The sequence below is a fragment of the Geothermobacter hydrogeniphilus genome (genome assembly GCF_002093115.1).
Lineage (GTDB): Bacteria > Desulfobacterota > Desulfuromonadia > Desulfuromonadales > Geothermobacteraceae > Geothermobacter_A > Geothermobacter_A hydrogeniphilus.
The window spans coordinates 39641-61301 of sequence record NZ_NAAD01000013.1 but is presented as its reverse complement, the minus strand read 5'-3'; the positions used below and the strand labels follow the sequence as shown (position 1 = coordinate 61301).

Genomic DNA, 21661 nt, shown 5'->3' with positions numbered 1-21661 from the left:
TTATGCAACACGCCAACTTTGTCCATCTGCATCTTCACAGTCAGTACAGCCTGCTTGACGGGGCCATCAAGATCGGTGACCTGGTGCAGCGCGCCAGGGATCTGAAAATGCCCGCTATCGCCGTCACCGACCACGGCAACATGCACGCCGCTGTCGAGTTCTATCTCAAGGCCAACGATGCCGGGATCAAGCCGATTATCGGCAGCGAACTCTATGTCGCGCCCGAGTCCCGTTTCAAAAAGACCGACGCCCGCGGCTCTTCAGAGGCGTCCTACCACCTGGTGCTGCTCTGCCAGAACCAGGTCGGCTATCGCAATCTCTGCAAGCTGGTGTCGGCGGCCAACCTCGAAGGTTTCTACTACAAGCCGCGCATCGACTGGGAACTGCTGCGCGATCACAACGAGGGACTGATCGCCCTGACCGCCTGTCTTGGCGGCGAAATCCCGACGCTGATTACCCTGGACCGGCTCGATGAGGCCAGGCAACGTGCCGCGCAGATGGCGGAAATCTTCGATGACAACCGCTTCTTCCTCGAACTTCAGGAAAACTTCATTCCCGAACAGGAGCCGGTTAACAATGGCTTGAAACAGATCGCCCGTGATCTCGACCTGCCGCTGGTGGCGACCAATGACTGCCACTACCTGACCCGCGAACAGGCTCATGCCCATGAAGTGCTGCTCTGCATTCAGACCGGCAAGACCATGGACGACCCCAAGCGGATGCGTTTCTCCAACGACGAGTTCTACGTCAAGACCCCGGAGGAGATGGCCGCCCTGTTCAAGGATCAGCCGGAGGCGCTGGCCAACACGGTGCGTATTGCCGAGCGCTGCAACATCGAGTTCGATTTCAACACCTACCATTTCCCCCAGTATGAAAAACCGGCCGACAAGAGCCTCGACGACGTTCTTGCAGAAATGTCCCGCGAGGGGCTGGAGGCGCGCCTGGTGGATATCCGCAAGTTGCGCGATCTCTCCGCCGAGGATGAAAAGGCTTATCAGGATCGCCTGCAGCGTGAACTCGACTGTATCAAGCAGATGGGATTCCCCGGCTATTTCCTGATCGTTGCCGATTTCATCAACTGGGCCAAGGATCACGATATCCCGGTTGGCCCGGGTCGCGGCAGCGCGGCCGGGTCGCTGGTCGCCTTCGCCATCCGCATCACCGACATCGACCCGATGCCCTACAACCTGCTGTTCGAACGCTTTCTCAACCCGGAGCGGATCTCGATGCCGGATATCGACGTCGATTTCTGCATCTACGGTCGGGAGGAGGTGATCGACTACGTGCGCCGCAAGTACGGCGAGCCGAACGTCGCCCAGATCATCACCTTCGGCACCATGGCGGCCAAGGGGGTGATCCGCGATGTCGGCCGGGCGCTGGGCATGACCTACGGCGAAGTCGACCGCATCGCCAAGCTGATCCCCGGGGTGCTCAACATCACCCTCAAGGAGGCGATGCAGCAGGAACCGAAACTGGCCGAGCTGCAGCAGTCCGACCCCAAACTCAAGGAGCTGATGCGGGTCGCCCTGGCGCTGGAAGGCCTGACCCGCCACGCCTCAACCCATGCTGCCGGGGTGGTGGTGACGCCGAAGCCGCTCTCCGACTACCTGCCCCTCTACAAGGACCAGAAATCGGGCGGCCAGGTTACCCAGTACGCCATGAGCTACGTCGAGAAGATCGGCCTTGTCAAGTTCGACTTTCTCGGCCTGAAGACTCTGACCGTCATCGACAACGCGGTGCGGCTGATCCGCAATGGCGCCGATCCCGATTTCGACCTCAGGCTGGTGACCGACGACGATCCGCAGACCTATGAACTGTTGTCACGGGCCGAGACGACCGGGGTCTTCCAGCTCGAATCCTCGGGGATGAAGGAATACCTGGTCAAGCTCAAGCCGAACTGTTTTGAAGACCTGATCGCCATGGTCGCCCTCTACCGGCCGGGTCCCCTCGGCTCGGGCATGGTCGACTCCTTCATCAAGCGCAAGCACGGCCAGGAAGAATTCGACTACCCTTTCCCGCAGCTGGAGCCGATCCTCAAGGACACCTACGGCGTCATCGTCTACCAGGAACAGGTCATGCTGATCGCCCAGGTGCTGGCCAATTACAGCCTCGGCGGCGCCGACCTGCTGCGCCGGGCGATGGGCAAGAAGAAGCCGGAGGAGATGGCCAAGCAGAAGGAAATCTTCCTCGCCGGCGCCCGCGAGAACAAGCTCGACGCGAAGAAGGCCGAAGCGGTCTTCGACCTGATGGAAAAATTCGCCGCCTACGGCTTCAACAAGTCGCACTCGGCGGCCTACGCGCTGGTCGCCTACCATACCGCCTACCTCAAGGCCCACTACCCGGTGGAATTCATGGCCGCGCTGTTGACCGAGGACATGGAAAACACCGACAAGGTGATCAAGAACATCAACGAGGTCCGCTCCATGGGCATCGAGGTACTGCCGCCCGACATCAACGCTTCGGAGCGCAGCTTTACCGTCCATGACGGCCAGATCCGCTTCGGGCTCGGCGCCGTCAAGGGAGCCGGCAGCGCCGCCATCGAGGCGATCCAGCAGGCCCGTGAGGAGGGCGCCTTTGCCAGCCTGAGCGATTTCTGCGAGCGGGTCGATCTGCGGCGGGTGAACAAGAAGGTGGTCGAAGCGCTGGTCAAGTGCGGCGCCTTCGATTCCCTCGGCGGTCACCGCGCCCAGTTCTTCGACGCCCTGGAAGAGGCGATGGAGATCGGCTCCAAGGTCCAGCGTGAGCGGGAAATCGGCCAGGAATCCCTGTTCGGCAGCGAGGAGATCATCTCCACGCAGAACGGCAACGGCTACGGCAAGTTGCCCGATGTCCCCGAATGGGAAGAAAAGGTCAAGCTCAATTTCGAGAAGGAATCCCTCGGCTTCTATATTTCCGGCCATCCCCTGGCGCGGCACAAGGAGGCGATCAAGCGCTTTGCCACGGTCGATACCGCCAGTATCGCCGAATGCAGTGACAAGGAGGAGGTTCGGCTGTGCGGCATCGTCAGCGGCATCAAGGAACTGACGACCAAGAAGGGGGACCGCATGGCCTTCGTCACCTTCGAGGACCTCAACGGTTTCGTCGAGACGGTGATCTTCCCGGAAACCTACGCCGCCTGCCGGGAGCTGCTGCAGGGGGATGATGCCCTGCTGGTCAGTGGCACGGTTGATGTCGGCGAAGAGAGCAACAAGCTGATGGTCAACCAGGTGCAGAACCTGGCCGAGGTACAGTCGAGCCAGACCCGCCGGGTCCATTTCCGGCTCAGCACGCCGGGGCTGGACGAGACCATGCTGCGGCGGCTCAAGGAGATCATCGAACGCCACCGGGGGGAATGCCGGGTGCTGCTGCACATGGTCATCCCCGACCGCAGCGAAACCCTGCTGAGCCTGCCGGAAAATCTCAAGGTTGCGGCCAGCGACCAAATGATGGATGATGCGGAAAAACTTTTCGGCTATAATGTCGTTACTTTTGAATGAAAAATAGATAAAAGGCTGGATTACCGCCAAGATTTTCGATTCTGAATTTATAAACGCGCGGCGTGTGGCAACACAGCTGTGTGCGTCTTTTCGGGAGCCCACAAATGCAACATTACCTCGATTTTGAAAAACCGATTGTCGACCTGCAGCAGAAGATTCGCGAGCTGCGCGACTACTCGACCGATAACGTCGATTTTTCCAGCGAGATCAAGAAGCTGGAGAAGAAGGCCACCAAGTTGCGGGACGAGATCTTCTCCAAGCTGAGCCGCTGGCAGCGGACCCAGCTGGCTCGTCACCAGGACCGGCCCTACACCCTCGACTACATTGAACATGTCTTTACGGACTGGTTCGAGGTTCACGGCGATCGCAACTTTCGTGACGACCCGGCGCTGGTCTGCGGCTTCGCCCGCCTCGACGGCGAGCCCTGCGCGGTGATCGGGCACCAGAAGGGGCGGGACACCAAGTCCAAGGTTTACCGCAACTTCGGCATGCCCAACCCGGAGGGCTACCGCAAGGCGCTCAGGGTGATGAAGATGGCTGAACAGTTCGGCCTGCCGATCTTCTGTTTCGTTGATACCCCCGGCGCCTTTCCGGGGATCGGCGCCGAGGAGCGCGGCCAGGCCGAGGCGATCGCCCGCAACCTGCGCGAAATGGCGGCCCTGACCGTTCCGGTGATTGTCACCATCACCGGCGAGGGGGGCTCCGGCGGAGCTCTGGCGATTGCCGTCGGCAACCGGGTACTGATGCTGCAGTACTCGGTCTACGCGGTGATCTCGCCCGAGGGCTGTGCCGCCATTCTCTGGTCGGACGGCGCCCGTGGCCCCGAAGCCGCCGAGGCCCTCAAACTGACCGCCGCCGATATCGATTCCCTCGGCTGCGTGATCGATGAAGTAGTTCCCGAACCGGTCGGCGGAGCGCACACCGACTATGTCCTGGCGGCCGCCAACCTCAAGCGTTCCCTGAAGAAACACCTGGGCGAGCTGCAGGCCCTGTCGGGCGAAGAGCTGGTCGAACAGCGCTATCAGAAATTCCGGGCTATGACCCGGGTGCAGGAATAGCTTTTTCGCCGCCCGGCTGGAGATATCCCTTGGCCCCCGTTCTTTCGCGTTTTCCCGGTCTGTTGCCGTTCGCGGCTTCGCTGCTGCTGGCGCTGGCGGTTGGCGGCTGCGGCGGTCCCGCTTATCGGACGCGGGTGATCGACACCCCGCAGAACCGGGAGCTGCAGGGTCATCAAAAGCCGTACATGGTCAACGGCCGCCGCTATGACCCGTTGCGGCAGTCGAACGGTTTCGTCCAGGAGGGGATGGCCAGCTGGTATGGTCGGAAATTCCACGGCCGCAAGACCAGCAACGGCGAAATCTATGACATGTACAAGATGACCGCGGCGCACAAGACCCTGCCGCTGGGAGTCTCGGTGCGGGTGACCAACAAGCGCAACGGTCGCCAGGTTGTGGTGCGGATCAATGACCGCGGTCCCTTCGTTGCCGGCCGGATCATTGACCTTTCCTACGCCGCTGCCAAGCAGCTCGGCGTGGTCGGCCCGGGAACTGCCCCGGTCAGGATCGAGGCCCTCGGCTATGCCGAGCAGGGTTCGGACCGCAAGGTCGCCTATCGCGCGCCGCAGAGTTATGATGTCGGCGAATTCTCGATCCAGGTCGGAGCCTTCGCCCTGGCCGACAATGCCTACCGCCTGGCCGATCGGCTGCGGGTCCGCTACGGTGCTTCCAGCGTCGCCGAAGGCTGGGTGTCCGGACAACGTTTCTACCGGGTACGGGCCGGGCGTTACCGCAGCCTGGAGGCGGCCGAGGCGGCTCGCGTGCGGCTTGCCGGGCAGGGTTATGCCGGAGCCTTCGTGGTGGCGACGGAGTAGCCGATGAAGTCTGAAGATCTGGCGAAACAGCTCGGCAGGGTGGATGCCCCGCTGGTGGTTGATGTCCGCAGCGGTTTTGAATATCGCGGCGGCCATATTCCGGGCGCCCTGCACATGCCTTTCTGGCGGGTGCCGATCGATTGCGGGTTTCTGCCGCGGCCTCTTGCGTCCCGTTCCGCTTAACCTTTCGGGTGCTATTCAACCCTGAATAAGTGGGTTTGTGCCGGATGAAGAGTGCAGGTGACAAGCTCACTGATTCAGGACAAAGGAGGGGTGATGCGTTTTTGTCTCTGGTTTCCTGTTCTGTTGCTGGGGTTGCTGACCGGTTGCGGCAGCAGCAATGATGCCACCCGCAGCAACAATTTCCTGCCGCTGACCGCCATCGAGGTCACCTCCAGCCTGTCGCAGATTGCCAACCTGACTTCCGCCCAACTGACGGCGATCGGCAATTTCTCCGGTCAGTTCACCCGCGACATCACCGCCGAGGTGGCCTGGAGCAGTTCCGATCCGGCCATTGCCACGGTTGACAACCAGCCCGGCAGCGAGGGGCGGGTGACGGCCGTTGCTCCCGGGACCGTAACCCTGACCGCCGACCTCGACGGGGTGACGGCCGTTTTTCTGCTGACGGTGAGCAATGCGACCATTTCCACCCTGACCCTCAGCCCCCTGACTCCGAGCGTGGGCAAGGGTTTGACCCGGCAATTCACTGCTACCGGCACCTTCTCTGACGCGACCAGCCAGGATCTGACCAGCGATGTTTCCTGGTCTTCGACCGTGCCGACGGTGGCGGCCATCAGCAACAGTCGCGGCAGTGAGGGGCTGGCCTCGGCACTGCTCGAAGGAACGACCGACATCTCCGCGACCTTCGATGGCATGACGGCCTCCACCACCATGACGGTGACCGCGGCGGTGTTGCAGAGCCTCGCCCTTGCTCCCCAGAATGCCGCCATGGTAAGCCTCTCGCTGCGTTCTTTCACGGCGACCGGATCCTTTTCGGACGGAACGAACCAGGATTTGACGGCCCAGGTCGCCTGGAGTTCCTCGGATGCCACGGTTGCCGAAATTGACGCGACCGGGGTTGTCACCAGTCTGAAGTCGGGGCAGACGACGATCAGCGCGACACTCAACGGGGTCAACGCCGGGACCGGACTCAAGGTCACCGGCGGGGATCTGACCGGTATCAGTATCACTCCCGTATCTCCCCTGACGCTGGTTGCCGGAACCCGCGCGCAGCTGACCGCCACTGGGCAGTTCAGCAACAATACCTCCCGTGACATCACGTCGCTGGTGACCTGGAACTCCGGCACCCAGGCCGTTGCTTCCATCAGCAATGTCAGCGGTCTGCAGGGCCGGTTGTCGGCCCTGGCGCAGGGGACATCGATCATCACGGCCACCTATGACACCTTCTCTCCATCGCTCAGTCTGACTGTAAGCACACCTGGTCTGAACAGGCTGGACATCAGTCCGAGCGCGCCCATTATTTTCATCGGCACCAAACAGGCCTTTGCCGTAACCGGGATCTTTGCCGGGGGGCTGACTCAGGATCTGAGCTTGGACGCGGCCTGGAGTAGCTCCAACTCGGCGGTGGCCGGCATCGGTACGGTCGATCCGGTCAGGGGGGTGGCGACCGGGGTGGCGGCGGGCCAGACTACGATCTCGGCCGCTTTCGGCGGGGTGCCGGACGGGACCGCCACGCTTGATGTCCAGGCGGCGACTCTCCAGTCGCTCAGTATCGTTCCGTTGACGGTCAATGTTTCTCCCGGGGCGACTGTGCAGCTCGCGGTGACGGCCACCTACAGCGGCGGCAGCCAGGATGTCAGTGCCGACGTGATCTGGAGCAGTCCGGACGAATCGATTGCGACGTTTATGGATCTGGTGCGCCACCCGGGGCTTCTCACCGGGGTTGATGTCGGTACCATTGACGTGCAGGCCGCTTTCGGCGGTCAGACAGCCACGGTGACGGTCAATGTGCAGTAGTCCGGGGAGGAGCATGGCGATGAAAACGATGCTGTTGACGATTCTGATGCTCTGCTGGCCGATCAGCGGGTGGACTTTTGACGGTACTTTTTACACCCAGGTCAATGCCGGAGCCGGCCTGCTGAATGATGCCGACAACAGCAGTGCCGACGGGACCTTCATTACTGAATCAGATCCCGGCGTGATGGCGTCTTTGAGCCTCGGTTACGCTCTGCCCGAGTCCTCTGCCTATCATGGCGGCCGGGTCGAAATCGAAGCGGCCTGGCGGCAGAATGCCGTCGACAAGGTCGAGTTCGCTGAAGGAAAGTTTGCCGGTGACGGCGACATCACCGCCTGGAGCCTGCTGCTCTGCAGCTATGGTGAACGTCGTAATCGCACCCCCTGGACTCCCTACTTCGGCGCTGGACTCGGTATCGCCTCGATCTCCCTCGACACGGTGACCGTGGCCGGTTCCCCGCTGGCCGATGATGACGACCTGGTGCTGGCCTACCAGGTCGGACTCGGTGTCGATTACGAGTTCAGCCCGCGCTGGAAACTGGATCTCGGTTACCGCTATTTCGGCACCACCAGTCCGAGTTTCAAGGACGCGACCGGCGAGGAGTTTGACGGCGAGTATGACAACCACAGCTTCATGGTCGGGTTGCGGGCGTCGTTCTGAAGTCTCTGCAGGGGGATGTTGTTTTAACGCGGGCTCTCAAGCGAGCCCGCGTTTTTTCATTTCGGTCCTGACCATCTCCCGTTGTCGCACCTGCAGGCTACGTTGTGCCGCGAGGGCGCGCAGGTCGCCGCTTTTCAGTCGCGGCAGCCAGAGGGTGTACCAGATGGCGGGGGTCTTCGGGCTCTTGAGGATGGCCAGGCGCAGTTGCCGATGCTGCTGCCAGCGCGGATGGCGGGCGATCTGCGAGATGCTCTCGGCGTTGGCCTTGCCGCTGCGCAGGAACTGCAGCAGGGCGACTTCCTTGAGGCGCGGGTTGTCGAGGCAGGCCTGGACCAGGCGCGGGTCGCCGTCTCTGATCAGGATCTGCAGAATGGCGGAGGTGGCGCGGCGTGCCAGGCTGAGCTTGTTGCCGAGTTCCTCGCCGGGAAGGCGCAGGATGATCTGGCGCTCGGCCGCCAGGCGCTGGTCGGGCGTGGGGCCGGGCAGGGTGCAGAGGTCGAGCAGTTCGAACAGGTAGAGGTGCGGCAGCAGGCGCAGCACGGTGGCCGCCGGGGTGTTCGGATTGCGCGCCAGCGCCAGTTGCAGCCGGTGCCCGGCCTGCCCCCGAATGCGCTGGTCGATCGCCTTGAGCAGTCCTTCCGGCAGGTCATGCCTTTTCAGCAGCACCAGCAGGTGTTCTTCCCCGAATCCGGGGTTCTTCAGCAGGTTGAACAGCACCTCCGGGTCGGAGTCGCGGACCAGCTGGAACAGCTCATCCCCGTCGGCTCGCAGGGCGCGCAGCAGCCTGCTCGCCTTGTCTCGCTCATCCCCCATGGTTCCGCTCAGCCCTGGCGATAGAATCCGTACTCTTCGAGAAACGCTTTCTTGAAGGCGACGAAGTCGTTCCGCTCGATCGCCCGGCGTGCTTCCGCCACCATGGTCAGGTAGAAGTGGACGTTGTGGATCGCCGACAGGGTCGCCGAGAGCACCTCGTTGGCATTGAACAGGTGGTGCAGGTAGGCGCGGGTGAAATTGCGGCAGCAGTAGCAGTCGCAGGAGGTGTCGACCGGGTAGAAGTCACGCCGGAACCTGCGGTTGGTCAGGCGCAGCTTGCCGCGTCGGGTAAAGAGGGTGGCGCTGCGGGCGTAACGGGTCGGGATTACGCAGTCGAACATGTCCATGCCGCGCTCGATGCTTTCGAGGATATCCTCCGGCAGACCGACCCCCATCAGGTAACGGGGTTTATCTTCCGGCAGGAAGGGCTCGGTGAACTCGACCACCTGCTTCAGCAGTTCCAGCCCCTCGCCGACGCTGACGCCGCCGACCGCGTAGCCGGGAAAATCCATCGCCGCGAGCTGCTCGGCGCATTCGCGGCGCAGATCCTGGTAGACGCTGCCCTGGACGATGCCGAACAGTGCCTGGTCCTCGCGACGGTGGGCTTTGCGGCAGGATTCGGCCCAGCGCAGGGTCTTTTTAATCGACTGGGCGGCATAGTCGTGGCTGGACGGGTAGGGGATACACTCATCGAAGGCCATGATGATGTCGGCGCCGAGGGCGTTTTCGATGGCGATCGCCTCTTTCGGGCCGAGAAAGGTCTGTTCTCCGGTCACCTCGTTGCGGAAGGTGACCCCGTCTTCGCCGATCTGTTTCTTCGGCAGGGAAAAGACCTGAAAACCGCCGCTGTCGGTGAGAATCGGCTTGTCCCAGTTCATGAAGCGGTGCAGGCCGCCGGCTTTTTCCACCAGTCCTTCCCCCGGTTTCAGGTGCAGGTGGTAGGTGTTGGCGAGGATGATCTGCGCGCCGGCGGCATCGACCTGGTCGGGGGTCATCGCCTTGAGGGCGCCGTGGGTGCCGACCGGCATGAAAATCGGTGTTTCAATAACCCCGTGCGGGGTGGTCAGACGACCGCGCCGGGCACGGCTGCCAGTATCGTTGGCGAGAAGCTCGAAGGGAAACATCAGTCGGTCTCTTTCGGTTGAATTGCGGGCATTGAAAAGGCCTCTTCTTTTACCAGAAAACGGCGATATCGACAAGCATTACCGGCTCTTTTTATCGCCCCTCAACAGGCATTCAAACCCGCATGAAATGGGCCCTTGACGGAGAAGAACAAAGTTTGAAACATTGTATACAGTGTGCATGTTTTCAGTTGACATGTATACGTTTCGAGTGGTATGTAGGGCGGGCTGAACCGGACCTTGAAGCGACTGTCCGGTTCCTGCATTTTTTGTTCCTTTTTCAACCTTTTTAACTCTTGATACAGGGGGTTTGTCAAATGCAATCTGTGATCGAATGGAGAGGTCCACCCCGTTCCAACTGTCCAGCCTCAGTGCCATCGCCGTTGCAGGGAGGCGGCGAGGCTGGTGTCTCGTTCCCCTGATTCTTTAGTTCACTTCACTACTTTGAGGGATTAAACATGAGTATGCTGAAAAGTTCCGTGGGCAGAAAGCTCACCATGGCCGTGACCGGGGCGATCCTGGTCCTCTTCATCCTTGGCCACGTGCTCGGCAATATGTCGATTTTCGTCGGCCCGGAAGGCATCAACGCCTACGCTGTTCACCTGAGGGATCTCGGCCCGTTGCTGTGGGTCGTGCGCCTGGTGATGCTGGTGGTTTTTGTGCTGCATGTCTGGTTCGGCATCCAGCTGACTCTGGAAAACCGGGCGGCCCGTCCGGTCGACTACCAGCAGAAAAAGAACCTCGTCACCACCTTCGCCGCCAAGACCATGATTATCAGCGGACTGGTGCTGCTGGCCTTTGTCATCTATCACGTGCTGCACTTCACCCTGCACGTCGGTGTCGACAATGTCGATCAACTCGCCAAGGCCTATATGGGTGAGCATTTCGATGTCTACACCATGGTCGTGACCGGGTTCGGCAAGGCGATCAATGTTCTCGTCTACGTGGCCGCCATGATCCTGCTGTTCTTCCATGTCAGCCACGGCTTCCAGAGTTTTCTGCAGACCCTGGGGCTGAGCAACGAATGTGTTCAGCCGAAATACCAGGCGGTCGGCAAATTCCTTGCCCTGGTGGTTTCCATCGGCTTCATCTCCATTCCCGTCCTTATCATGGTCGGCATTGTCAAACTCTAGGGGGTACATACAGTGATTCTCGACGGCAAATGCCCTACAGGGCCTATTGAAACTTCCTGGGATCGTCACCGCTTTGACATGAAGCTGGTGAACCCGGCCAATAAACGTAAATACAAGATCCTGATGGTGGGAACTGGTCTCGGCGGCGGTGCCGGCGCGGCCACCCTGGGTGAACTCGGCTACAATGTCGAATGTTTCTGCTACCAGGACAGCGCCCGCCGCGCCCATTCGATCGCCGCTCAGGGCGGCATCAACGCGGCCAAGGCCTATCCGAACGACGGCGACAGCATCCGCCGGCTCTTCTACGACACCATCAAGGGCGGTGACTTCCGTGCCCGCGAGGCCGATGTCTGGCGTCTCGCCCAGGTGTCGAACAACATTATCGACCAGTGTGTCGCGCAGGGTGTCCCCTTTGCCCGCGACTACGCCGGTTACCTGGTCAACCGTTCCTTCGGCGGCGCCCAGGTTTCCCGGACTTTCTACGCCCGCGGCCAGACCGGCCAGCAGCTGCTGATCGGCGCCTACCAGTCCCTTTCCCGCCAGGTGAAGGCCGGCAAGGTCAAGATTCACAACCGTCGCGAGATGCTCGACCTGGTGGTGGTTGACGGCCACGCCAAGGGAATTACCTGCCGCAACCTGATCACCGGCGAGATCGAATCCCACTGGGGCGACGCCGTGGTGCTGGCAACCGGCGGCTACGTCAACGTCTTCTACCTGTCGACCAATGCCATGGGGTCCAGTGTTACGGCGAACTGGAAGGCGGCCAAGAAGGGCGCATTCTTCGCCAACCCCTGCTACACCCAGATTCACCCGACCTGCATTCCGGTGACCGGTGACCATCAGTCGAAACTGACCCTGATGTCCGAGTCGCTGCGGAACGACGGCCGCGTCTGGGTGCCGAAGAAGGCTGGCGACAAGCGTCCGGCCAATGAGATTCCCGAGGACGAGCGCGACTACTACCTCGAAACCAAGTATCCCTCCTTCGGCAACCTGGTGCCGCGTGACGTTGCCTCCCGTAACGCCAAGCTGCAGGCCGATGCCGGCAAAGGGGTCGGGGCTTCGGGTTACGCGGTCAACCTCGATTTCGCCGATGCCATCAAGCGTGACGGCGAAAAGGCGATCCGCGAGCGCTACGGCAACCTGTTCCAGATGTACGAGAAGATCACTGACGAGGATGCCTACAAGACGCCGATGCGTATCTACCCGGCTCCGCACTACGCCATGGGCGGCCTCTGGGTTGACTATGAGTTGCAGAGCAATATCCCGGGACTGTTCGTCCTCGGCGAGGCCAACTTCTCGGTCCACGGTGCCAACCGTCTCGGCGCTTCGGCGCTGATGCAGGGACTCTCCGACGGCTACTTTGTCATTCCCTACACCATCGGTCCCTACCTTGCCTCGACCACCCCGGGCGCGGTCACCACTGATCACGACGCCTTCAAGGAGTCGAAAGCCGAAGTTGAGGCGCAGATCGAGAAACTGCGTTCGATCAAGGGCAACAAGACCCCGTTCGAGTTCCATCGCGAGCTGGGCAGGATCATGTGGGACAACGTCGGCATGGCCCGTTCGGAAGAGAGCCTGAAGAAGGCTCTGACCGAAATTCCCAAGCTGCGTGAAGAATTCTGGCAGAACCTCAAGTGTGTCGGCAACGACAAAGAGGTCAACCAGCAGCTGGAGAACGCCGGCCGCGTTGCCGACTTCCTCGAGTTTGCCGAGGTGCTGGCATTTGACGCCCTCAACCGCAAGGAATCCTGCGGCGGCCACTTCCGGGTCGAGAGCCAGACCGAAGAAGGCGAGGCGTTGCGCGACGACGAGAATTACGCTTACGTCGCCGCCTGGGAGTACAAGGGCGAAGGGAAGGCTCCTGAGCTGCATAAGGAGCCCCTCAAGTTTGAAAATATCCATCTTGCCCAGAGGAGTTACAAATAATGTCCGAGAAAACGATGAATCTTACGCTGTACGTGTGGCGGCAGGCCAATGCCAAAGCACCCGGAAAAATGGAGCGTTACGAGACCAAAGGTATTTCTCCGGACATGTCTTTTCTCGAAATGCTCGACGTGACCAACGAGCAGCTGATCAAGCAGGGGATCGAGCCGATCGTCTTCGATCACGATTGTCGTGAGGGCATCTGCGGCATGTGTTCCCAGGTGATCAACGGTGTCCCCCACGGTCCTGAAGAGCTGGTCACCGTCTGCCAGCTGCACATGCGTCGTTTCAACGATGGCGACACCATCTTCATCGAGCCCTGGCGCTCGAAGGCCTTTCCGATTGAGAAGGACCTGATGGTTGATCGCGGTGCCTTCGACCGCATCATGCAGGCCTATGGCTATACCTCGATCACCTGCGGCGGGGCTCCGGATGCCAACGATCACCCGATTCCGAAATGGCAGCTCGACCGGGCCATGGATGCTGCCGAGTGCATCGGCTGCGGCGCCTGTGTCGCCGCCTGCCCGAATGCCTCGGGGATGCTCTTTACCGCCGCCAAGGTGGCGCACCTGAATATGCTGCCGCAGGGTAAGCCGGAAGGCGCCCGCCGGGTCAAGGCAATGATTGCCGCCCATGACCTCGAAGGTTTCGGTAACTGCACCAACCACTACGAGTGTGAAGCCGCCTGCCCGAAAGGGGTCAAGACCGCTTTTATCTCGTACCTGAACAAGGAGCTGATCAAGGCGCTGCCGAAAGGCGCCCAGGATTAACTCCTCTGTATCCAGCTTTTATGGGCGGGTCCTTTCGGATCCGCCCTTTTTTTGTTAGTCTGACGCGATGGAATGGTTCGATACCCAGGCCCTGAGGCAGGTTGACTACGTCCATGTGCGTTTTCAACTCGAATTCGACAGTGATTTTGAGCTGGGGCCGGACGTGTTGCTGCAGTTGCGCCGCGAATTGAAAACGGCCTGCAAAATTCTCGTCGGGTGTTGTCAGGAGGAGAAGCTGCAGGCGCAGCTGGACCTGTTGTTCACGCCTTGCCGAAATCCGGATCCCCGGACACGCAAGGCATTCCCGTTTTATCCGCCCCCCTTTGTCATTCAGCTGCCCGGAAACCTGCCCGCGGTCCTCTCAGCGGGGGATCTTTTCCCTCTCGATGTGGTCTTCTGGGGGGAGGGAAGACAATTGATCGGATCCTTCTACAGGCTGTTATTGACCCTGGGCGGGATCGGTATCCACTGCCGGGAGGGTGTTTTCAGCGTTTCCCGGGTCGCGGCCCTGCGTCCCGGTGACACCTGGCATGATCTTGAATTTGGAGACGGTCCTGAAGTCGAACCCGAACTGCCCATTCTTCAGGCGATTGACCTGGTCGAATCGCAGCGTTGCAACGCGTCCCTGACATTCCTTTCTCCGGCCCGGTTGCTGGTTCGTGGCCGGCCGTTGTTTGCCCCGAACCATACCGACCTGCTTCCCTTTTTTTTACGCCGTCTGACCGGCATGTGCGTTGCCTGGTGCGGAGTGGAGGTTGTCCCGAACCCCGCTGAACTGCTTGCGCACTTCGCCGTGGTGGATGAAGGGGCACTTCGTCTGCGTTGGCAGGATTGGCGAACCCTTGACAAGGGGTATTCAACTCAGGACCTTGGCGGCCTGGCAGGGGAGATCGACCTGCCGGATCCATGGCGGGAGGAACTTCGTCCTCTGTTTGTCGTCGGTCAATTGCTTAATCTCGGCAAGGGAGCTTCCTATGGCGGCGGCGCCTGGAAGTGCCGTTGAATTCTCCGGCAACTGTTGCGGCCCTCCGATTGCCCGGTATAATGGAGAAAAGGCTTGTAAAATCAAGGGGGTGACGAATGGTCGATATCTGGAAAGAACGTGAAAAGGCCTTGGAAAACGAATACATCTATCGCCAGGAAAAAGAAAAAATCCGCAAAATGCAGAAGGACGCGCGCGAAGAGCTGATTCATGACCTCTGCCGTGGTCGCTGTCCCAAGTGTGGAGAGATGATTGAGGCGATGACCTTTCGCGGGGTTCCCCTTGACAAATGTCCCGGTTGCGGCGGCATCTGGCTGGGGCCCAATGATCTCCAGATTCTTTCCGGAAAGGATCATCGCAACTGGTTTGACCAGTGGTTCAATGCTGCCGATGATTATCCCGAGAAACTTGCCGAATAGTGTCGCGGCGGTCATGATGTCCGTGGTATCGCCCTGATGGGAGGAGCTTGTGATGGGTTTCTGGTTGTTTCTGATTCTGGTGATTCTGATTCTCGCCGGAGGGTGGTTTTACCGTCGTCTGCTCGACATCGAGCAGGATATCCGGCGGGAGATGGCCGAAGAACAGGTCGCCGCCGCTGAACGGGGTGAGGTGGCGGCAGCGGAAGAGGCTTCGGAGATCCGGTCCCAGGAACCCCCGGAGGAGGCTGATGTCGAACAACGGATTCAGGATATTGTCTCTGCCGAACCCGGATTGCTGCAGACGGACCTGTATGACCGGTTTGCCGAACTGCCGCGTCGGAAACTGCAGCAACTGCTGCGCAGCATGGAAGGTGACGGTCGTCTGCGCCGGGAAAAAGAAAAAGGCAGTTATCGGCTCTATCCTTCGGGATGACGTGGATCCGCCCCGAATCAGAGCTGCATCTGGTCCAATAAAAATGCCCCCGGCCTGTCAACCGGGGGCATTTTTTATGGGTCCTGCCCGGAGGTTTACCGGTTGCGCAGGTTATAGAAAACATCTTTGCCGTTGAAGACCGCAACCTTGTCGAGTTCGTCCTCGATACGCAGCAACTGGTTGTATTTGCAGATCCGGTCGGTACGGCAGAGAGAGCCGGTCTTGATCTGGCCGGCGTTGGTGGCGACCACCAGGTCGGCGATGGTGGTGTCTTCGGTCTCGCCGCTGCGGTGAGAGACAACCGCGGTGTAACCGGCGCGTTTGGCCATCTCGATCGCTTCAAGGGTTTCGGTCAGGGTGCCGATCTGGTTGAGCTTGATCAGGACCGAGTTGGTGATGTTTTTCTCGATCCCTTCCCTGATGATGCGGGTGTTGGTGACGAACAGGTCGTCGCCGACCAGCTGAATGCGTTCCCCAAGCCGCTCGGTTAGAAGTTTCCAGCCGTCCCAGTCATTTTCCGCCATGCCGTCTTCGATCGAAATGATCGGGTAGCGGTTGACCAGATCTTCGTAAAAGTCAACCACCTGTTCTGCAGTCTTGATGGCGTTCTCTTCGTTGGCGAAGTTGTATTTGCCGTCTTCGTAGATTTCCGAAGCGGCGACATCGAGGGCCAGCAGGACATCTTCCCCGGGTTTGTAACCGGCAGCCTCGATCGCTTCGACAATCACCTGCAGGGCTTCCTCGTTACTGGCCAGGTTCGGGGCGAATCCACCTTCGTCGCCGACGGAGGTGTTGTAGCCTTTGTCCTTCAGGACCTTTTTCAGCCGGTGAAAGATCTCGGCGCCCATCCGCAGGGCCTCTTTGAAGGAAGTGGCGCCGGCCGGCAGAATCATGAATTCCTGAATGTCGACGTTGTTGTCGGCGTGCTCGCCGCCATTGAGAATGTTCATCTGCGGCAACGGCAGTTCCTTGGCGTTGGCGCCGCCGATGTACTGGTAGAGGGGCAGCCCGGCTTCTTCGGCGGCCGCCTTGGCACAGGCCAGTGAGGCCCCGAGGGTAGCGTTGGCGCCGAGGTTGCTCTTGTATTCGGTGCCGTCCAGCTCGATCAGCTTGCGGTCGATGCCGACCTGATCCGACGCTTCCCAGCCGACCAGGGCGTCGGCGATGATTTCGTTGATATTTTCGACGGCCTTGAGAACGCCCTTGCCGAGGTAGCGTGACGTGTCGCCGTCGCGCAGTTCCAGGGCCTCTCGTTCGCCGGTCGAGGCGCCGCTCGGAACTGCCGCCCGGCCCATGGCGCCGCTTTCGAGGAAAACTTCAACTTCAACGGTCGGGTTGCCGCGCGAATCAAGGATTTCACGGGCGTAAACATCAATAATTTCGCTCATTTTTGCCCCCTTGGCGATGGGATTGGAAGTTTGGGCCGAAACGGCCGGTCCTATTTATATCATAAGGATTTGATTTGGGAAGGGTTTTTCCTGTCGCCGGAGAACAGGCAACAGCGTTGCTTTTCTGAACCTGGAATGATATTTATTTGTCTCTTGGCCGGTGTCGGCCCTCAGTCGCCGGCGGACCCTGGTTCCGACTGTCGTCAAAGGTGGTTTTTACTTGAACGAAGGTGATCATTCCAATCGTTTTGAAGCGCCTGATCCCGAGTTGGCTTCACGTCTGTTCGGACGTCAGAATCGTCATCTCAAGCTGGTGGAACGGCTGCTGGATCTGCGGATCGGCTCAAAAGGAACGATTCTTCATTTCCGTGGAGATCGCTGTCGGATTGAACTGGCGCGGCGGTTGTTCGAGGAACTGACCGACCTGCTCCGGCAGGGATACCCCCTCTATCCGCAGGATATCGATTATGCCATTCGCATCCTGTCTGCCGATTCCCGCACCCGGTTGAAGGATATTTTCCTCGATACCATCTATGTTTCGGCGCGCAAGAAGATCATTACGCCGAAAAGCCTGGCGCAGAAAAATTATATTGATGCCATTCGCGAGTATGACGTGGTTTTCGGTGTCGGTCCGGCCGGAACCGGCAAGACCTACCTGGCGATGGCGATGGCCGTTGCCGCCCTGATGCGCAAGGAAGTCAGCCGTATTCTGCTGGTGCGGCCGGCGGTGGAGGCGGGCGAGAAACTCGGTTTCCTGCCGGGGGATATCGCCGAGAAAGTCAATCCCTACCTGCGGCCGCTGTACGACGCGCTGTACGACATGGTCGAGCTGACCCGCGGACAGGAGCTGGTCGAGGAAGGAATCGTCGAGGTTGCTCCCCTGGCTTTCATGCGCGGTCGCACCCTCAACGATGCTTTTGTTATTCTCGACGAGGCGCAGAATACCACCACGGAACAGATGAAAATGTTTCTGACTCGTCTTGGATTCGGCAGCAAGGCTGTTGTGACCGGCGATATCACTCAGATCGATCTGCCCTCCGGGCGTGCTTCGGGACTGCTTGAGGCGATACAGATTCTCAGGGGCGTTCAGGGCATTGAAATCACGACCTTTTCCGATCAGGATGTGGTCCGGCATCCGATCGTGCAGACCATCGTGCAGGCCTACGAGCGTGCCGCACGACTGCCAAAACGGGCACAGCCAAGGATGAAACAGGTTCACCATGACTAATCCGGAACGCAAACCGGAAACACCCGTGAGGAAGAAGACGCGTGACAATGGCGTGTCCGCTACCCTGCGGGAGGTTCCGTCGCACAACCAGTCGCTGGTCCTGCTGGCGATTCTCGCTCTGCTGCTGACCCTGATTATCATTCCCAAGGGCGGGGGGGCGCCGGCGCATTACGCACCGGGCGATATCGCATCGCGGGATATCAAGGCGCCGCGGGATCTGTTGATCCCGGATCTCGAACTGACAGAAAAGAAACGCCGCGAGGCGCAGCAGGCGGTGTTGCCGCTGTATGATTATGACCCCTCTGTCGGGCGGGGACTGGCGGATCGTCTTGGCCAGGTTTTTATTCTTTTAAAGGGTGGTCCGCAGGATAACCTGGCTCCCGGCAGCCTGCAGCCCGAGGTTGAAAAAATTCTCGGGGTCAATCTTGAGGAGAAGGAATTCAAGACCCTGGTGGCGCTGGCGTCACAGGAAGAAATCCATGCCGCTTTGCAGCAGGGGCTGGTCAAGGCCCTCAAGACCAAGGCGGTTGCCAATCTGCGCCTTTTTCAGCAGGATCGCAGTCGCGGGGTGATGGTTCGCAACCTGGTCAGCAACAGTGAAACCGAGCTGGCGGATCTGACCACCGTGGTCGGGGTCGGAGAACTGCGTAACCGGATTCTTGCCGCCGTGAAGGGCGTTGCCGGTCTCAAGAAGAGCAACGGCAAGGTTCTGGCCGACCTGCTCGGTCGGTTGGCCCGGCCGAATCTGACTTTTAACAAGAATGCCACCGAGGAACGCAAACGGCTTGCTGCTGAAGCGGTTCAACCGATTCTTTCCCAGGTCAAGAAGGGGGAGATGATTGTCCGCGAGGGGGCCCGGGTCAGTGCCGATCAGGTCAAAAAGCTGACTGCGGTGCGGGCCCTGAACAAGGATCAGGGACGCCTCCCTCTGGCAACCGGCCTGTTGTTGACGATCTTCCTGCTGTTGATCGTCTGCAACAATTACGCGGAACGCAACATCAGCAAATACCGGTTGAAATCACGAGACCTCTTTTTCCTGGTGACAACCTTCATCGGCCTGATGGTGCTGATCAAACTCTCGATTTTTATCGTTGCCGCGGTCGATACCGCGTTTCCGATGATTGAATCGAGCAGTTTTTTCTATCTCTTTCCGTTTGCCGCCGGTGCGATGGTGGTGCGGATTGTCCTCAACTCGGAAATCGCGCTGGTTTTCGCCGCCCTGATCGCGCTGGTCGTCGGATTCATGTTCGGCAACAGCCTTTTCCTGTCCCTTTTTACCCTGGTCGGTTCGTTGACCGGTGCGCACTGGGTGCGCCACTGCAACGAACGGTCGACGCTTTATCGGGCAGGCTGGCATCTCTCGCTGATCAACATGGCGACCGTGGTCGGTCTGCATCTACTGGGAGGTCATCAGCTTGATCTGCAGCTGCTCTACAAGCTCGGTTTCGCTTTCGGCGGCGGAATTTTCTCGGCGATCGTCGTTACTGCCGCGGTTCCCCTGGTTGAAACCGTCTTCAAGTATACGACCGATATCAAACTGCTGGAGCTGGCCAATCTCAACACCCCGGTGCTGAGACAGTTGATGGTCCAGGCGCCGGGGACCTATCACCATTCGATCGTCGTCGGCAACCTTGCCGAAGCCGGTGCCGAAGCGATTCGCGCCAATCCGCTGCTGGCCAGGGTGGCGGCTTACTATCATGATATCGGCAAGATCAAAAAACCGCTTTATTTCGTTGAAAACCAGAGTGGCAGCGAAAACCGGCATGACAAGTTGACGCCGTCGATGAGTGCCCTGGTGCTGATGGCGCATGTCAAGGACGGCGTCGAGCTGGCACGTGAGAACCGGCTGGGGGATGCCCTGATCGATATTCTCCGCCAGCATCACGGTACGGCGCTGATGAAGTTTTTCTATGACAAGGCCAAAAATCAGCAGGATCCCGATGTGCAGCAGGTCGATGAAAGAGATTACCGCTACCCGGGCCCCAAGCCGCAGACCCGCGAAGCGGCCCTGATCATGCTGGCCGACGCGGTCGAGGCCGCCGGCAGGACCCTGGCCGACCCGACCCCGGCCCGGATCCAGGGAATGGTGCAGAAGATCATCAACAATATCTTTATCGACGGCCAGCTTGATGAGTGTGAACTGACGCTGAAAGACCTGCACAACATCGCCAAGAGTTTCAACCGCATTCTGGCGGGAATCTTCCATTATCGTATTGATTATCCCGAGCCGGTTCACAAGGAAAAGGACCAGACGAAGAAAAAAAATGGCGACCATACAGATAGAGAATCAGGCCAGGAATCAGCAGACCGATCCGGTCATGCTCGAAAGGGTAGCGCAGAGGATCTTAAGCGTCTTGGCATGTCCTGACGCCGAATTGTCCATTCTGCTGGTTGACGATGAGCACATCCGCGAGATCAACCGTGACTACCTGCAGCGCGACCGGTCGACCAATGTCATTTCCTTCGCCATGCGCGAAGGGGATGGCCCCGAAAACAGCGCTGATCTGCTCGGCGATGTGGTTATTTCAACCGAAACGGCGGCTCGTGACGCGGCCGAAGCCGGGATCGGCTATCGCGATGAACTCTATTTTCTGCTGCTGCACGGTATTCTGCACCTGGTCGGTTACGACCATGAACGCAGCGGTGAAGAGGAGGCCCGGCGCATGGAGGAACGCGAGCAGGAAATCTTCGCCCTGATCAAAGCGGAATTCCTGCCGACGTGAGCCGGCAGCCGATCAAGCCGGGCAACTGGCTGGAGAGCGTCAACTGCGCCATTGAAGGCATCCTCTGGGCGGTTAAAAGTCAGCCGCACCTGCGGTGGCACTTTCTCGGCAGTATCTGCGTGCTGCTGGTGGCGCTGTTTTTCCGGGTTTCGGTGCTGGAACTGATCCTGCTGGTTTTTGCCATCATCCTGGTGCTGTTTGCCGAGATCATCAACACTGCCGTCGAGGTGGTGGTCGATATGATCTCTCCCGATTATCATCCCCTGGCCAAGCGTGCCAAGGATGTTGCCGCCGGATCGGTGCTGATTGCCAGTATCGGCGCGGCGGTGATGGGTTACCTGGCGCTTTCCCAGTACCTGTTGCCGCCGTTGAGCAAGGGACTGAACCTGTTGCGTCATCCTCCCGGCGAAGTGAGTGTTATCGCCGTACTCGCGGTGACGATCCTGGTGGTTCTGCTCAAGGCCCGTTTCGCCGGCGGGACCCCATTGCATGGCGGCATGCCGAGCGGTCACGCGGCGGTCGCGTTTTCGATCGCGACCTCGATTGCCGTCACCGATGTCAGTCTGGTCATCGTGGTGATGGCGCTTTTGCTGGCGACCATGGTCAGCCACAGCCGCCTGCTGATGAAGATTCACAGCCTGCGTGAAGTTCTGGTCGGCGCTGCCATCGGTGTGGCGATAACGCTTCTGATTCACCTGATTTTGTGAACCGGTCATCGGGTTCACTGATCCCGGGTTTTCTGGAAAA

19 protein-coding genes are annotated in these 21661 nt (G+C 59.8%); 16 read left to right on the top strand and 3 right to left on the bottom strand.

What is annotated here, in order from left to right; all coding sequences use genetic code 11:
• Positions 1 to 2: 2 nt before the first annotated feature.
• The 6 genes from dnaE to B5V00_RS10920 all read left to right on the top strand — a co-directional run bounded on the left by dnaE (position 3) and on the right by B5V00_RS10920 (position 7981).
• Positions 3 to 3476, top strand: a complete 3474-nt coding sequence (dnaE, locus tag B5V00_RS10945; RefSeq protein ID WP_085010835.1) for a DNA polymerase III subunit alpha — start codon at positions 3 to 5, stop codon at positions 3474 to 3476.
• 104 nt (positions 3477 to 3580) lie between these two features.
• The gene (locus B5V00_RS10940) at positions 3581 to 4534 is read left to right on the top strand and encodes an acetyl-CoA carboxylase carboxyltransferase subunit alpha (protein ID WP_085010834.1); all 954 of its coding nucleotides are present in this window, start codon (positions 3581 to 3583) and stop codon (positions 4532 to 4534) included.
• Positions 4535 to 4563: 29 nt separating this feature from the next.
• Positions 4564 to 5346, top strand: coding sequence for a septal ring lytic transglycosylase RlpA family protein (locus B5V00_RS10935; protein ID WP_085010833.1), 783 nt, complete (start codon positions 4564 to 4566; stop codon positions 5344 to 5346).
• A 3-nt stretch (positions 5347 to 5349) separates the two neighbouring features.
• Positions 5350 to 5529 (top strand): rhodanese-like domain-containing protein, encoded by a 180-nt coding sequence (locus B5V00_RS10930; protein WP_085010832.1) that lies wholly within the window; start codon positions 5350 to 5352, stop codon positions 5527 to 5529.
• Between the two features lie 93 nt (positions 5530 to 5622).
• A complete protein-coding gene (locus B5V00_RS10925; protein ID WP_085010831.1) occupies positions 5623 to 7323 on the top strand; it encodes an Ig-like domain-containing protein in 1701 nt (566 codons plus the stop codon).
• A 19-nt stretch (positions 7324 to 7342) separates the two neighbouring features.
• Positions 7343 to 7981 carry an outer membrane protein gene (locus B5V00_RS10920; RefSeq protein WP_172399715.1) on the top strand — a complete coding sequence of 213 codons (639 nt, stop codon included), beginning with the start codon at positions 7343 to 7345 and terminating at the stop codon, positions 7979 to 7981.
• Between the two features lie 36 nt (positions 7982 to 8017).
• Here the strand turns inward: B5V00_RS10920 and B5V00_RS10915 are convergent, their stop codons facing one another.
• Positions 8018 to 8794, bottom strand: coding sequence for a hypothetical protein (locus B5V00_RS10915; protein ID WP_085010829.1), 777 nt, complete (start codon positions 8792 to 8794; stop codon positions 8018 to 8020).
• A gap of 8 nt (positions 8795 to 8802) precedes the next feature.
• The gene (gene tgt / locus B5V00_RS10910) at positions 8803 to 9918 is read right to left on the bottom strand and encodes a tRNA guanosine(34) transglycosylase Tgt (RefSeq protein ID WP_085010828.1); all 1116 of its coding nucleotides are present in this window, start codon (positions 9916 to 9918) and stop codon (positions 8803 to 8805) included.
• A 455-nt stretch (positions 9919 to 10373) separates the two neighbouring features.
• Between tgt and B5V00_RS10905 the strand changes: the two genes are divergently transcribed.
• The 6 genes from B5V00_RS10905 to B5V00_RS10880 all read left to right on the top strand — a co-directional run bounded on the left by B5V00_RS10905 (position 10374) and on the right by B5V00_RS10880 (position 15575).
• Positions 10374 to 11048, top strand: coding sequence for a succinate dehydrogenase cytochrome b subunit (locus B5V00_RS10905; RefSeq protein WP_085010827.1), 675 nt, complete (start codon positions 10374 to 10376; stop codon positions 11046 to 11048).
• A gap of 12 nt (positions 11049 to 11060) precedes the next feature.
• A complete protein-coding gene (locus B5V00_RS10900) occupies positions 11061 to 12974 on the top strand; it encodes a fumarate reductase/succinate dehydrogenase flavoprotein subunit (RefSeq protein ID WP_085010826.1) in 1914 nt (637 codons plus the stop codon).
• 14 nt (positions 12975 to 12988) lie between these two features.
• Positions 12989 to 13741, top strand: coding sequence for a succinate dehydrogenase/fumarate reductase iron-sulfur subunit (locus tag B5V00_RS10895; protein WP_085010900.1), 753 nt, complete (start codon positions 12989 to 12991; stop codon positions 13739 to 13741).
• A gap of 67 nt (positions 13742 to 13808) precedes the next feature.
• Positions 13809 to 14744 carry a hypothetical protein gene (locus B5V00_RS10890; RefSeq protein ID WP_085010825.1) on the top strand — a complete coding sequence of 312 codons (936 nt, stop codon included), beginning with the start codon at positions 13809 to 13811 and terminating at the stop codon, positions 14742 to 14744.
• A 77-nt stretch (positions 14745 to 14821) separates the two neighbouring features.
• Positions 14822 to 15142 (top strand): TFIIB-type zinc ribbon-containing protein, encoded by a 321-nt coding sequence (locus B5V00_RS10885; RefSeq protein ID WP_085010824.1) that lies wholly within the window; start codon positions 14822 to 14824, stop codon positions 15140 to 15142.
• 52 nt (positions 15143 to 15194) lie between these two features.
• Positions 15195 to 15575 (top strand): hypothetical protein, encoded by a 381-nt coding sequence (locus B5V00_RS10880; protein ID WP_085010823.1) that lies wholly within the window; start codon positions 15195 to 15197, stop codon positions 15573 to 15575.
• 95 nt (positions 15576 to 15670) lie between these two features.
• Here B5V00_RS10880 and eno read toward each other — a convergent pair whose 3' ends face one another.
• The gene (eno, locus tag B5V00_RS10875; protein ID WP_085010822.1) at positions 15671 to 16963 is read right to left on the bottom strand and encodes a phosphopyruvate hydratase; all 1293 of its coding nucleotides are present in this window, start codon (positions 16961 to 16963) and stop codon (positions 15671 to 15673) included.
• 220 nt (positions 16964 to 17183) lie between these two features.
• Between eno and B5V00_RS10870 the strand changes: the two genes are divergently transcribed.
• From B5V00_RS10870 to B5V00_RS10855, 4 genes are read left to right on the top strand one after another with little or no spacing between them, the layout of a single operon-like run.
• Positions 17184 to 18191, top strand: a complete 1008-nt coding sequence (locus tag B5V00_RS10870; RefSeq protein WP_085010899.1) for a PhoH family protein — start codon at positions 17184 to 17186, stop codon at positions 18189 to 18191.
• Positions 18192 to 18216: 25 nt separating this feature from the next.
• Positions 18217 to 20559 carry an HD family phosphohydrolase gene (locus B5V00_RS10865; protein ID WP_245803953.1) on the top strand — a complete coding sequence of 781 codons (2343 nt, stop codon included), beginning with the start codon at positions 18217 to 18219 and terminating at the stop codon, positions 20557 to 20559.
• Positions 20546 to 20914: an rRNA maturation RNase YbeY gene (gene ybeY, locus B5V00_RS10860; protein ID WP_245803952.1), complete on the top strand. Its 369-nt coding sequence runs from the start codon at positions 20546 to 20548 to the stop codon at positions 20912 to 20914. Before B5V00_RS10865 ends, ybeY begins: the two co-directional genes overlap by 14 nt.
• Positions 20911 to 21621: a diacylglycerol kinase gene (locus B5V00_RS10855; protein ID WP_245803951.1), complete on the top strand. Its 711-nt coding sequence runs from the start codon at positions 20911 to 20913 to the stop codon at positions 21619 to 21621. The genes ybeY and B5V00_RS10855 overlap by 4 nt, the downstream gene beginning before the upstream one ends.
• The last annotated feature ends 40 nt before the right edge of the window (positions 21622 to 21661 follow it).